Origin of the sequence: Microbacterium sp. LWH10-1.2, assembly GCF_038397765.1 — a bacterium.
In the GTDB taxonomy this organism is placed as follows: Bacteria; Actinomycetota; Actinomycetes; order Actinomycetales; family Microbacteriaceae; genus Microbacterium; species Microbacterium natoriense.
This window is the reverse complement of the sequence record NZ_CP151638.1, coordinates 2,635,055-2,646,831: the sequence shown is the minus strand read 5'-3', so window position 1 is coordinate 2,646,831 and position 11,777 is coordinate 2,635,055. Positions and strand designations below refer to the sequence as shown.

Below are 11,777 nucleotides of genomic sequence, written 5' to 3'. Positions count from 1 at the left end.
GAGGCGCCGGGGTCAGTCCTGAGGGATGCCGAGCTTGAAGCCCACGTGCGAGCCCGTGTACCCCAGCCGCTCATAGAAGCGGTGCGCGTCGACGCGGGCGGCGTCCGAGGTGAGCTGGACCATCGCCGCGTCCAGCGCGGGGGCCGCGGCATCCGCCACCCAGCGCATCATCGCCGACCCGATCCCCGATGAGCGCAGATCGCTCCGGACGCGGACGGCTTCGACGAGGAGCCGCCGTGCGCCGCGGCGGGCCATGCCGGGGATGGACGTCAGCTGCATCGTGCCGACGACGCGGCCGGCGAGCTCGACGACCACCAGGTCATTCGACGCCTCGGCGAGGATCTCTGCGAGGGCGGTCTCGTACGCGGGACGGTCCTCGGCGGAGGCCACGTCGCCCCGCGCCGCGCTGATCGGATCGTCGGAGAGCAGAGTGATGAGAGCATCCGCATCGTCAGCCGTCGCGCGCCTCAGCGTGGCCCGTCCGGCTCGGGATTCGAAGACGTGCGGCAGCGGCAGGGCGTCGAGCATGCTCCCAGTCTGACATCCTGGGCGGATGGACATCGGCGCTGTGCTCGGGCTGGAGCAGCTCACCTGGGGCACGCTGATCCTCGTCGTGATCGCCGCGTTCGCCGCCGGCTGGATCGACGCCGTCGTGGGTGGCGGCGGTCTGCTGCAGCTGCCCGCCCTGCTCCTGATCCCCGGGATGGCTCCGGTGCAGGCCCTCGCGACGAACAAGCTCGCCTCTGTCTTCGGCACGGCGACGAGCAGCATCACCTACTACCGCAGGGCCAAGCCCGACATCCGCACGGCGGTGCCGATGGCGGTGATCGCGCTCATCGGGTCGTTCGGCGGGGCGGCGGTCGCGACGGTGCTCCCGTCCGCCGCGTTCAAGCCGATCATCGTCGTCGCGCTCTTGGCCGTGGCGCTGTTCACGGCCTTCCGCCCGCAGATGGGGGCCGCGACGCAGCTGCGCTTCAGCGGCCACCGGCATCACATCGCGGCGGGGGCGGCCGGCCTCGGAATCGGCTTCTACGACGGCATGATCGGCCCCGGTACCGGCACGTTCCTCGTGATCACCCTGGTCGCTCTCCTGGGATACGACTTCCTGCAGGCGAGCGCGAAGGCGAAGATCGTGAACTTCGCGACCAACGCCGGGGCGCTGCTGCTGTTCATCCCGCACGGCTCGGTGCTGTGGCTGCTGGGCGGCATCCTCGCCGTCGCGAACGTGGCGGGGAGCTACCTCGGGTCGCGCATGGCCATCTCCCGCGGCACGACGTTCATCCGCGTCGTCTTCCTCATCGTGGTCATCGGCCTCATCGCGAAGCTCGGCGTCGACGTCTGGAACGAGAACATCGCCCCGGCGCTCGGCCTGCCCGGTCGGTGAGCGAGGGGCGAAGCGACGAGACGAAACGCCCCATGCTCCAGGGAACATGAGGCGTTTCGTCTCGCTTCGCTCGCTCAACGACCGGGAGGATGAGGTCGCTCAACGAGCGGGTGGTCGGGCGCCGTGCGAGGGTCAGGCCTCGTCGTCCTCCGGGACGAAGTCGACGCCGGCCTCGGCGCGCTGCTCGGGGCTGATGGGCGCCGGAGCCGAGGTGAGCGGGTCGAAGCCGCCGCCCGACTTCGGGAAGGCGATCACGTCGCGGATCGACTCGCTCTTCGACAGGTGCTGCAGCACGCGGTCCATGCCCAGCGCGATGCCGCCGTGCGGCGGTGCGCCGAACTTGAACGCGTCGAGCAGGAAGCCGAACTGCTCCTGTGCGACCTCGTCGCTGATGCCCATGACCTCGAACACGCGCTTCTGCACGTCTTCGCGGTGGATGCGGATCGATCCGCCGCCGAGCTCGGAGCCGTTGCACACGATGTCGTACGCGTAGGCGAGAGCCGAGCCGGGGTCGGTGTCGAAGGTGTCCTCGAACTCGGGCTTCGGACCCGTGAAGGCGTGGTGCACGGCGGTCCAGGCCCCTGCGCCCACGGCGACGTCACCCGAGGCGACGGCATCCGCTGCGGACTCGAACATCGGAGCGTCGACGACCCAGGTGAACGCGAATTCGTCCGGGTTCAGGTAGCCGAGGCGGCGGCCGATCTCGACGCGCGCGGCGCCGAGGAGCGCGCGGCTCTCCTTCGCCGAACCCGCGGCGAAGAACACGCAGTCACCGGACTCGGCGCCGACGAGCGCCGCGAGCCCTGCCTGCTCGGCCTCGGACAGGTTCTTGGCGGCGGGGCCGCCGAGCGAACCGTCCTCGTTGAAGAGCACGTAGGCGAGGCCGCGGGCGCCGCGCTGCTTGGCCCAGTCCTGCCAGGCGTCGAGCTGCTTGCGGGGCTGTGAGGCTCCGCCGGGCATGCGAACGGCGCCGACGTACTCCGCCTGGAACACGCGGAACGGCGTCTCAGCGAAGTACTCGGTGGCCTCGACGAGCTCCAGGCCGAAGCGCAGGTCGGGCTTGTCGGAGCCGTACTTCGCCATGGCGTCGGCGTACGTGATGCGGGGCAGAGGGGTCTGCACCTCGACGCCGATCGTCTTCCACATGGCGACGACGAGCGACTCCATGAGGGCGATGACGTCTTCCTGGTCGACGAAGCTCATCTCGATGTCGAGCTGCGTGAACTCCGGCTGACGGTCGGCGCGGAAGTCCTCGTCGCGGTAGCAGCGCGCGATCTGGAAGTACTTCTCCACGCCGCCGACCATGAGCAGCTGCTTGAACAGCTGCGGCGACTGGGGCAGCGCGTACCAGCTGCCCGGGTGCAGGCGCGCGGGCACGACGAAGTCGCGGGCGCCCTCGGGAGTGGAACGCGTGAGCGTCGGCGTCTCCACCTCGGTGAAGTCCTCGGCGTGCAGCACGTCGCGGATCGCCTTGTAGACGTTCGAGCGCAGACGCAGAGTGGATGCCGTCGCAGGACGCCGCAGGTCGAGATAGCGGTACTTGAGGCGAGCCTCCTCGCCCACGTTCTCGGTCTCGGCGAGAGCCGTGGAGACCTGGAACGGCAGCGGGGCCGACTCGTTCAGCACGACGACGTCGCTCGCGATGAGCTCGATCTCGCCGGTCGGCAGGTTCGGGTTCTCGTTGCCGTCCGGACGACGCGACACCTCTCCGGTGACCTTGAGGACGAACTCGTTGCGCAGCGGGTGGGCCACCTCTTCGTCGCGGATGACGACCTGGGCGATGCCCGAGGCATCCCGAAGATCGATGAACGCGACTCCTCCGTGATCACGACGACGATCGACCCAGCCCGTGAGGGTGACGGTCTGACCGATGTTCTCGGCTCGCAGGGAGCCTGCGGAGTGAGTGCGAAGCACGGAGGATTCCTCCTGATCTGGGAAATGATGAACCCGCCCATTCTACGTGGGCGCGGATCGCCTCCCCGCCTGTGTGGTGTCGATCAGTATGATCGCCTCGACACAGCCATCACACAGAAAGGGTGCATCGTGGACTCCAACGGCATCTCCGATCTCTACGCATCGATCTTCTCCGGCACGACCGGTCTGATCGCGCTCGTCTTCTACGTCCTGGTGGCCATCGGCCTGTGGAAGGTGTTCTCCAAGGCGGGGTACCCCGGCATCCTCGCGATCATCCCGATCGTGAACATCGTCATCCTGGTGCGCATCGCCGGGATGTCCGGATGGCTCGCACTGCTGTACCTCATCCCGATCGTCGGCTTCGTGTTCGGCATCATCGTGGCGATCAAGCTCGGTGAGCGCTTCGGCAAGGGCGGCGTCTTCTCGTTCTTCCTGCTGTTCCTGTTCCCCTACATCGGCTACCTGATCCTCGGTTTCGGCGAGTCCCGCTACAGCAAGGCCTGACGTGCCGGCGAAGCGACTGCACCTCGTCCGACACGGCGAGGTGCACAATCCCGCGCGGGTGCTCTACGGGCGGCTGCCCGATTACCACCTGAGCACCGCGGGACGTCGCATGGCGCAGGCGGCGGCCGATCACGTGGCCTCGTTGGGTCGGCCGGTCGCCGCCCTGTATTCCTCGCCTCTGGAGCGCGCCCAGGAGTCATCGGAGCCTTTCGCGGAGCGGTTCGACCTGGTGCCGGAGATCGACATCCGCATCATCGAGCCGACCAACGTGTTCGAGGGCACTCGGATGCGCCGCTCGCTCATGAATCCGCTCAACTGGTGGCACCTGCGGCAGCCGTCGCTGCCGAGCTGGGGTGAGCCGTACACCTCGATCGCGGAGCGGATGCTGGGCGCCATGGGCGAGGCCTGGCACGCAGCCGATGACGGCGACGTGGTGATGGTCTCGCACCAGGCGCCGATCTGGATCACGCATCTCCGCGTGGCAGGCCTGCCGTTGCGGCACGACCCGCGCACGCGGAGATGTGCGCTGTCGAGCGTCACGTCCTTCGAGCTCGTCGGCGACGTGTGGCGCGAGGTCGCCTATGCGGAACCGGCGACGACCGAGGGCGCCGTGGACGTCGGCGCCGTCTGACCCCTGACGCCCTCGGCGCTCCGGGTCAGTGCTCGGCGGCCAGCAGCGACTGGATGATCCCCACCGCGGCGAGCTGGCCGGCCGTCGCCGCCAGCATCACTGCGGCCATCGGTCCCGGCAGCGTCGCGCGGTGCGCGAGATCGCCGGCCGCGAAGACGCCGGGCGCGGAGGTGCGTCCGAAGTCGTCGATCTCGATCGCGCCGGACTCGAGCATCCGCAGGTCGAGCTGCGCCGCGAACGGTGCGCGCTGACGCATCGTCCCCGAGGCGACGAAGACACCGGCGACGGTGTGCTCGGCGTCGGACGTGCGCACCACGACACCGGCGTCAGCGGCCGAGACCGCGACGACCGCCGAGCCGCTCACCCTGGCGCCGCGGGCCTCGAGGGACACGACCTCCTCGGTCGTGAAGGCGGTCCCCACGGGGATGACCGAGATCTCGCTCACGATCCGTCCGAGCATGCCGATCAGGTGCTCGGCGCGCGCCGCTCCACCGAGGACCGCGATCGGCTTCCCCGCGTGCTCGTGGCCGTCGCAGAAGGGGCAGGAGAATGCTCGGGTGCCCCAGAGTTCCGACAGCCCGGCGATCTCGGGCAGGTCGTCGACCACCCCGGTCGCGAGGATGACGTTCCGCCCCGACGCCGTGGAGCCGTCGGCGAGCGCCACGGTGAAGTCTCCCTCGCCGCCGGACACGCTCTCGGCGCGGACATCGCGGATCTCCACGTCGTCGTAGGCGCCGAGCTGCGCGCGTGCGGTCGCCCGGAACTCGGCGGGAGGGGTGCCGTCGTTCGCGACGACGTTGTGCATGTGCAGCACCGTGCCGTTGCGGTATTCGCCCGAGTCCAGGAGCAGCACCGACCGGTGCATGCGTCCGAGCGTGAGTGCCGCCTGCAGGCCCGCGGGGCCTGCGCCGATGACGATCGCGTCGTACATGTGCGAGTGTCCTTCCGTGGATGGGGTTGCGTTCCCGCTCAGTCTGTGACTTCATGTCGACATGAAGTCAAGCGCCGAGCATCCGTGGTCCGTCGGCGAAGTCGCCGCCCGCTTCGACCTCCCCACCAACGTGCTGCGGCACTGGGAGGCGGTGGGCCTGCTGCGGCCCGAACGCGACATGGCCGACCGGCGCCGCTACGGGGAGGACGAGGTCGTCCGCATCGCCGTGATCCAGCGCAGCAAGGCGGCGGGGATGAGCCTCGAGCAGATCGGGGTGCTGCTCGACGACGGGAGCGCTGGTCGGCATCAGGTGCTGCAGGAGCACCTCGACGATCTGGACCGGCGCATGGAGGAGATGCGCCGGTCGCGGGAGATGACCGAGCACGCGATGCGCTGCCGGTCGCACGACATCGCCACCTGCCCGCGCTTCCGCGAGGGTGTCGCCGACGTCCTCGCCCGGTTCTGACGCCCTTCCAGACGCCCCGAGAACGGGCTCACGCGGAGGCCCCACCCGTCCGGCTCACGCATAGGAACCCTTGCGTAGACTGGGAATCGTGCCACTCGCCTCGACGGTTCGCCCGATCCGCAGCGGCCGCCGCTCCCGCACTCGCGTCCTTCGTGGTGCGGTCGGAGCCGCGCTCGCCGCGGTGTTCGCCATCGGCCTCAGCGCCTGCGCCCCCGATGCCGTCAGCGACTCGTTCCTGAGCGGCGAGAACACCGGCTACGTGGCCGCCGACGGCGCGATCGTCGAGATCCCCGTCGCCGAGCGCGACGAACCCGTCGACTTCGCCGGTGTCACCGAGGCGGGGGAGAGGTTCTCCAGCGCCGACATCGCCGGCAAAGTCGCTGTCGTGAACTTCTGGTACGCGGGCTGCGCTCCGTGCCGTGTCGAGGCGGGCGACCTCGAAGCGGTCTGGCAGAAGTTCGGAGACCAGGGCGTCTCCTTCATCGGCATCAACACGAGGGATCAGGCCGACACCGCCAAGGCCTTCTCCGACGAGTACGGCATCACCTACCCGAGCCTGATCGACGTCGACACCGCGGAGGCGAAGCTCGCGTTCGCCGAGGTCGTGCCGATCCAGGCCACTCCGACCACGCTGGTGCTCGACAAGCAGGGCCGCGTCGCCGCCCGCATCATCGGGCCGATCGACAGCCCGTCGATCCTCTCCACGCTCGTCAAGGACGCGCTCGCGGAGACCTCGTGAGCGCGCGGGGTGCGCTGTGAACCCCGAGGTCATCATCAACTCGGGTGCGCTCTGGTTGGCGATCCCTGTGGCGATGCTGGCGGGACTCATCTCCTTCCTCTCCCCGTGCGTGCTCCCGCTCGTCCCCGGATACCTCGGCTTCCTCGGCGGTGCGGTGTCGCCGCGCGCTGCGCAGGGACGAACGGACGCCGTCGCCCCCGGGCGCGGTCGTCTCGTGCTGGGAGTGCTGCTCTTCATCCTCGGCTTCAGCGTCGTCTTCGTCGCCATCACGGCGCTCGGCGGCGTCGCGAACGTGTTCCTGATCCGGTGGGGCGATCTGATCACCCGCATCCTCGGCGTCGTGATCATCATCATGGGCCTGGTGTTCCTCGGGCTCTTCGGCTTCGCCCAGCGCGAGTTCCGATTCCACGTCGACTCGAAGCTCGGCGTCGCCGGAGCCCCGCTGCTCGGCGTCGCGCTCGGCATCGGGTGGGCGCCCTGTCTCGGGCCCACTCTCACGGCGATCTTCGCACTCTCGTTCAATGCGGGCGACCCGGTGCGTGCAGGATTCCTCGGGCTCGCGTACTCGCTCGGCCTCGGCATCCCGTTCCTGCTCGTCGCCCTCGGGTTCGGCTGGGCGACGAGGGCCATCGGCTTCCTGCGCCGCCATATCCGCGTGGTGAACGTCATCGGCGGCGTCCTGCTCATCGTGCTCGGCATCCTCATGGTGACCGGGCTGTGGACCGACATCATGTCCCGGCTGACGGCGGTGATGAACAGTGTCATCCTCCCGCTCTGACCTGAACGACCAGAAGGACCCCGTGGACACCGACCCGCTGCGCCCATCCGACCACGTCGACGGCGACGACACGATCGTCCAGCCCAAGCTCGGTTTCGTCGGCTGGCTGCGGTGGGGATGGCGCCAGCTCACCTCGATGCGCACGGCCCTGATCCTGCTGCTCGTGCTCGCGATCGCGGCGATCCCCGGCTCGATCTTCCCCCAGCGCATGGCCGACCCCAACGGCGTGACGCAGTGGGAGCGCAACAACCCCGACATCTTCCCGGTGCTCGACTCGCTGAAGATGTTCGACGTCTACCTGTCGCCGTGGTTCTCGGCGATCTATCTGCTGCTGTTCACCTCTCTCGTCGGCTGCGTGATCCCGCGCATCAAGCACCACCTCAAGGCCCTGCAGGCGCGCCCGCCGCGCACCCCCGCCCGGCTGAAGAGGCTCGCCGACTTCCGTGCGGTGGAGCGCACGAGCACGGATGCCGCCGCCGACGCGGCCGCGTCCATCGACATCGCCCAGAAGCAGCTGAAGGCCCTCGGATACCGCGTCGAGCGCTACGACGCCGGGCGCACCTTCTCGGTCTCCGCCGAGCGCGGGTACTGGCGCGAGACGGGCAACCTGCTCTTCCACATCGCGCTGGTCGGCGTGCTCATCACGGTCGGCGTCGGCGGCGGCTTCGCCTACACCGGTCAGCGCGTGCTGGTCGAGGGGGAGACCTTCGCGAACACCCTTCTCGACTACGACTCCATGAACCGCGGCCGCTTCGTCGGCGACGGGGCTCTCACGCCCTACTCGATGCGGCTCGACAGCTTCGACGTCACCTACCAGCCGTTCGGAGAGCCGGGATCGGGGCAGGCCGGCGACTTCTCCGCCAACGTCACGCTCAAGGAGAACGGTGACACGCGCACCGGCTCAGTGAAGGTGAACCATCCGCTCGAGGTCGGCGGCGACCGGATCTACCTGCTCGGCAACGGCTACGCGCCGACCATCACGGTCCGCAACGCCGACGGCAAGGTCGTCTTCAAGAACAGCGTCCCCTTCCTCCCGCAGGACACGAGCATGACCTCGCTCGGCGTCGTCAAGGTCACCGACGGGATGCCGGAACAGCTCGGTCTCCTCGGGTTCTTCTACCCCACCACCGGCGTGCTCGACACGGGGGCCTTCTTCTCCGCGTACGGGGATCTGACCAACCCCACGCTCACCCTCGACGTGTACTCGGGTGACCTCGGGATCAACGAGGGCACGCCCCGCTCGGTCTACGTGCTCGACACCACGGGGATGACGAAGCTCACCGGCCGCACGACGGACGTCGAGTCGATCAAGCTGACCCCGGGCAAGACCGCAGATCTCCCGAACGGGCTCGGCACCGTGACGTTCGAAGACGAGTCCCCCGCAGGGGCGACCGACCTCACGCACTCGGTGAAGAGATTCGCGTCGCTGCAGATCCACCACGACGCGTCGTCGGTGTGGGTGCTCGTGTTCGCCCTCCTGGCCCTCGGCGGGCTGATGCTGGCGCTCTTCGTGCCGCGTCGTCGCGTGTGGGTCAAGGCGACCCACTCCGGTGACGGGGTCGCGCTGGAGTACGCCGGTCTGGCGCGAGGCGAGGACCCCACGCTCGGCGCCGCCGTCGACGACCTCGTGGCCGGGCACGCACGGCTGCTCGACGCCGCCGGTGTCACGGCCGCCCATGAGGCGGAAGACGAATCCGAGCCCCCGGCATCCTCTCCCCCGGCATCCGAGCCCCCGGCATCCGACACTCCGAAAGTAGACTGACAGCATGCTCGAGCTCACCGTGATCTCGCCCGTCCTCCTGTGGACCGCGATCGCGATCTACGCGGCCTCCTTCGTGGCGTACGCCTTCGACCTGGCGCGCCGCTCGCAGGCGACGGCCGATGCGAAGACCGTCCGCGAGGGCGAGCTCGTCGGCGTCGGCGCCCGCGGGGGAGCGCCGACGGTCACCGCGACCGGCGCCGCTGCGGATCCCGCGCCGCAGCGCTTCGTGATGGCGCGCATCGGCACCTCGCTGACGATCCTCGCATGGGTGTTCCACCTCGCCGCCGTCGTCACCCGCAGCATCGCGGCCGGACGCGTCCCGTGGGCGAACCTCTACGAGTTCGCGATGATCGGCACGCTCCTGATCGTCCTCGTCTACCTCGTCGTGCTCACCCGGATCGACCTCCGCTACCTCGGCACCTTCATCACCGGTCTCGTGGTGGTCCTGCTCGGACTCGCCGCGACGAACTTCTACGTCGCCGTCACGCCCCTGATGGACCCGCTGAAGAGCATCTGGCTGATCATCCACGTGTTCGTCGCGTCTCTCGCCACGGCGTTCTTCGCGCTCGCGTTCGCACTCTCGGTGATCCAGCTCATGCAGGCCCGCCGCGAGCGGCTGGTGCGCGAGGAGGCCGCGAAGACCGGCCCAGGATTCCTCCGCACGCTGCCGGGGTCCGACCGCCTCGAGAGCCTCGCCTACCGCTTCACGATCATCGGCTTCATCCTGTGGACGTTCACGCTGATCGCAGGGTCCATCTGGGCGCAGGACGCCTGGGGTCGCTACTGGGGCTTCGACGTCAAGGAGACCTGGACCTTCGTGATCTGGGTCGTGTACGCGGGCTACATCCACGCCAGGGCGACGCGCGGCTGGCGCGGCAACCCGTCGGCATGGCTGTCGATCGTCGGCTTCGCGTCGGTGATGTTCAACTTCACCATCGTGAACGTCTTCTTCAAGGGCCTGCACGCGTACTCGGGCCTCAGCTGAGCGCGGAGCCCCGCTCTCAGAACGGCCAGATCAGCGGCACGTAGAACACCGCCACCGCGAAGAACAGCGCCATCAGAGGCAGACCGAGCTTGGCGTAGTCGCCGAAGCGGTAGCCCCCGGGCTCCATCACCATCAGGTTCGCGGGGGTGGCGACCGGCGTGAGGAACGCCGCCGCCCCGGCCACCGTCAGCGCCATCATGAACGGCATCACGGACGCGTCCATGGCCGAGGAGAGGGCCACGGCCACCGGTGCGACGATGAGCACCGTGGCGGTGTTGCTGATGAGCTGGCCGAGCACGAGCGTGATCAGCACGATGACGGCGACCGCCGCATGAGGACCTGATTCTCCGAGGAACGAGCGCAGCCCGTCGGCGATCAGCTGCGCCGCGCCCGTCTCCTGAAAGGCGGTCGAGAGCGGGATCATCCCGGCGACGAGGATCACCGTGGTCCAGGAGATCGCGCGGTAGGCCCGGGTGATCGAGACGACTCCGGTGAGGATCAGGGCGCCGGCGGCGAGGAGCCCGGCGATCGCCGCGGGCACGATGCCCGTCGCGAGCAGCACGATCATCGCGAGCAGGATCACGGCCGTCCGCTTGGCTCCGGCCCCGAGCGGCACGGAGCGACGCAGGGTCAGCGGCGCGTCCACCACGAGCACCTCCTCGCGCTTCGCGGTGTGCCGCTGCAGATCGTCCCATGACCCGTCGAGCAGCAGGGCGTCTCCGGCGCTGAGCTCGGTGCCCGATTCGTCGAAGGCATCCTCGCCGTGACGGACGCCCAGGATGACGAGGTCGCCGCTGGGCGTGCACATTCCGGGGAACACGTGCAGCCCGATCAGCGAGGACCGAGGAGGCACGACGACCTCGGCGACGCCGCGCGCCGGAGACATCAGAGCACGCTCGGGGGCGATCTCGTAGTCGGCCCGCAGCGCGGCGGCGAGCTGCTCCAGGTCGACCGGGGCCGACACCGGGCTGCGCGTCGGCAGCAGGCGCGAACCGAGCAGCAGGATGATCGCGAGAGTTCCGACGAGGAGGGGGAGGCCGGCCAGAGCGAACTCGAAGAACCCGAACTGCCTGCCCCCATTCTCGGCGGCGATGTCGGAGACGATGATGTTCACCGGGGTCCCGGTCAGGGCGAGCATCGAACCGGCGTGCGCGGAGAACGCCAGCGGCATCAGCATCTGCGAGGGCGCTATGCCCGCGCGCGCCGCCACCACGACCACCAGGGGCAGCAGCGAGGCGACCGACCCGTTCACGCTGATCACGGCGGTCAGCACGGCGGTGAGCAGCCCGATCGTCAGCAGCAGTCTCCGGCGCCGGGTGCCGGTCCTGGCGATGACCTCCTGCCCGGCCCAGGCGACGATGCCGGTGGCCTCCAGAGCCTCGCTCACGACGAAGAGCGAGGCGATGAACAGCACCGTCGGATCACCGAATCCGGACAGCGCGGTGTTCAGATCGAGGACGCCGAAGAGGTACAGCGCGATCGAGACGCCCACGGCGACGACCCCGAGCGGGATCCGGTTCGAGACGAACGCGATCACCGCGCAGAGCAGGATGACGAGGGTGGAGGTGATCGGATCCATTGGTTCACACAATAGAAGGCCGCGACGTCAAGGGGACCCCCTAGTTCTAGGGGGTCAGCTTGCCCCGGCATCCCTCGCGCCAAGATCATGGGGCTATGGCTGGC

At 69.1% G+C, this 11,777-nt stretch carries 12 protein-coding genes; 8 read left to right on the top strand and 4 right to left on the bottom strand.

What is annotated here, in order from left to right:
• Window positions 1-12: 12 nt before the first annotated feature.
• Window positions 13-528 carry a GNAT family N-acetyltransferase gene (locus tag MRBLWH10_RS12610; RefSeq protein WP_341940125.1) on the bottom strand — a complete coding sequence of 172 codons (516 nt, stop codon included), beginning with the start codon at window positions 526-528 and terminating at the stop codon, window positions 13-15.
• Window positions 529-553: 25 nt separating this feature from the next.
• Here MRBLWH10_RS12610 and MRBLWH10_RS12605 point away from each other — a divergent pair, with 25 nt between their 5' ends.
• On the top strand, window positions 554-1,384 hold the full coding sequence (locus MRBLWH10_RS12605) for a TSUP family transporter (RefSeq protein WP_105675978.1): 831 nt from the start codon (window positions 554-556) through the stop codon (window positions 1,382-1,384).
• Window positions 1,385-1,516: 132 nt separating this feature from the next.
• Here the strand turns inward: MRBLWH10_RS12605 and aspS are convergent, their stop codons facing one another.
• Complete coding sequence (gene aspS, locus MRBLWH10_RS12600; protein ID WP_341940124.1) at window positions 1,517-3,298, bottom strand: aspartate--tRNA ligase; 1,782 nt, start codon at window positions 3,296-3,298, stop codon at window positions 1,517-1,519.
• A 129-nt stretch (window positions 3,299-3,427) separates the two neighbouring features.
• On the opposite strand from aspS, the gene MRBLWH10_RS12595 reads away from it, so the two are divergent.
• Both MRBLWH10_RS12595 and MRBLWH10_RS12590 read left to right on the top strand, forming a co-directional pair.
• Window positions 3,428-3,802 carry a DUF5684 domain-containing protein gene (locus tag MRBLWH10_RS12595; protein ID WP_105675982.1) on the top strand — a complete coding sequence of 125 codons (375 nt, stop codon included), beginning with the start codon at window positions 3,428-3,430 and terminating at the stop codon, window positions 3,800-3,802.
• 1 nt (window position 3,803) lies between these two features.
• Window positions 3,804-4,433 carry a histidine phosphatase family protein gene (locus tag MRBLWH10_RS12590; protein ID WP_341940123.1) on the top strand — a complete coding sequence of 210 codons (630 nt, stop codon included), beginning with the start codon at window positions 3,804-3,806 and terminating at the stop codon, window positions 4,431-4,433.
• Window positions 4,434-4,458: 25 nt separating this feature from the next.
• On the opposite strand, the gene MRBLWH10_RS12585 is transcribed toward MRBLWH10_RS12590, so the two are convergent.
• Complete coding sequence (locus MRBLWH10_RS12585; RefSeq protein WP_341940122.1) at window positions 4,459-5,364, bottom strand: NAD(P)/FAD-dependent oxidoreductase; 906 nt, start codon at window positions 5,362-5,364, stop codon at window positions 4,459-4,461.
• A 61-nt stretch (window positions 5,365-5,425) separates the two neighbouring features.
• On the opposite strand from MRBLWH10_RS12585, the gene MRBLWH10_RS12580 reads away from it, so the two are divergent.
• The 5 genes from MRBLWH10_RS12580 to ccsB all read left to right on the top strand — a co-directional run bounded on the left by MRBLWH10_RS12580 (window position 5,426) and on the right by ccsB (window position 10,094).
• A complete protein-coding gene (locus tag MRBLWH10_RS12580; RefSeq protein ID WP_341940121.1) occupies window positions 5,426-5,830 on the top strand; it encodes a MerR family transcriptional regulator in 405 nt (134 codons plus the stop codon).
• A gap of 88 nt (window positions 5,831-5,918) precedes the next feature.
• The gene (locus tag MRBLWH10_RS12575) at window positions 5,919-6,569 is read left to right on the top strand and encodes a TlpA disulfide reductase family protein (protein WP_341940120.1); all 651 of its coding nucleotides are present in this window, start codon (window positions 5,919-5,921) and stop codon (window positions 6,567-6,569) included.
• 16 nt (window positions 6,570-6,585) lie between these two features.
• Window positions 6,586-7,347, top strand: coding sequence for a cytochrome c biogenesis protein CcdA (locus MRBLWH10_RS12570; RefSeq protein ID WP_105675992.1), 762 nt, complete (start codon window positions 6,586-6,588; stop codon window positions 7,345-7,347).
• 22 nt (window positions 7,348-7,369) lie between these two features.
• Window positions 7,370-9,109, top strand: coding sequence for a cytochrome c biogenesis protein ResB (locus MRBLWH10_RS12565; protein WP_341940118.1), 1,740 nt, complete (start codon window positions 7,370-7,372; stop codon window positions 9,107-9,109).
• A gap of 4 nt (window positions 9,110-9,113) precedes the next feature.
• Window positions 9,114-10,094: a c-type cytochrome biogenesis protein CcsB gene (ccsB, locus tag MRBLWH10_RS12560; RefSeq protein WP_105675994.1), complete on the top strand. Its 981-nt coding sequence runs from the start codon at window positions 9,114-9,116 to the stop codon at window positions 10,092-10,094.
• A gap of 16 nt (window positions 10,095-10,110) precedes the next feature.
• Here ccsB and MRBLWH10_RS12555 read toward each other — a convergent pair whose 3' ends face one another.
• Complete coding sequence (locus tag MRBLWH10_RS12555) at window positions 10,111-11,673, bottom strand: SLC13 family permease (RefSeq protein WP_341940117.1); 1,563 nt, start codon at window positions 11,671-11,673, stop codon at window positions 10,111-10,113.
• Window positions 11,674-11,777 lie beyond the last annotated feature (104 nt).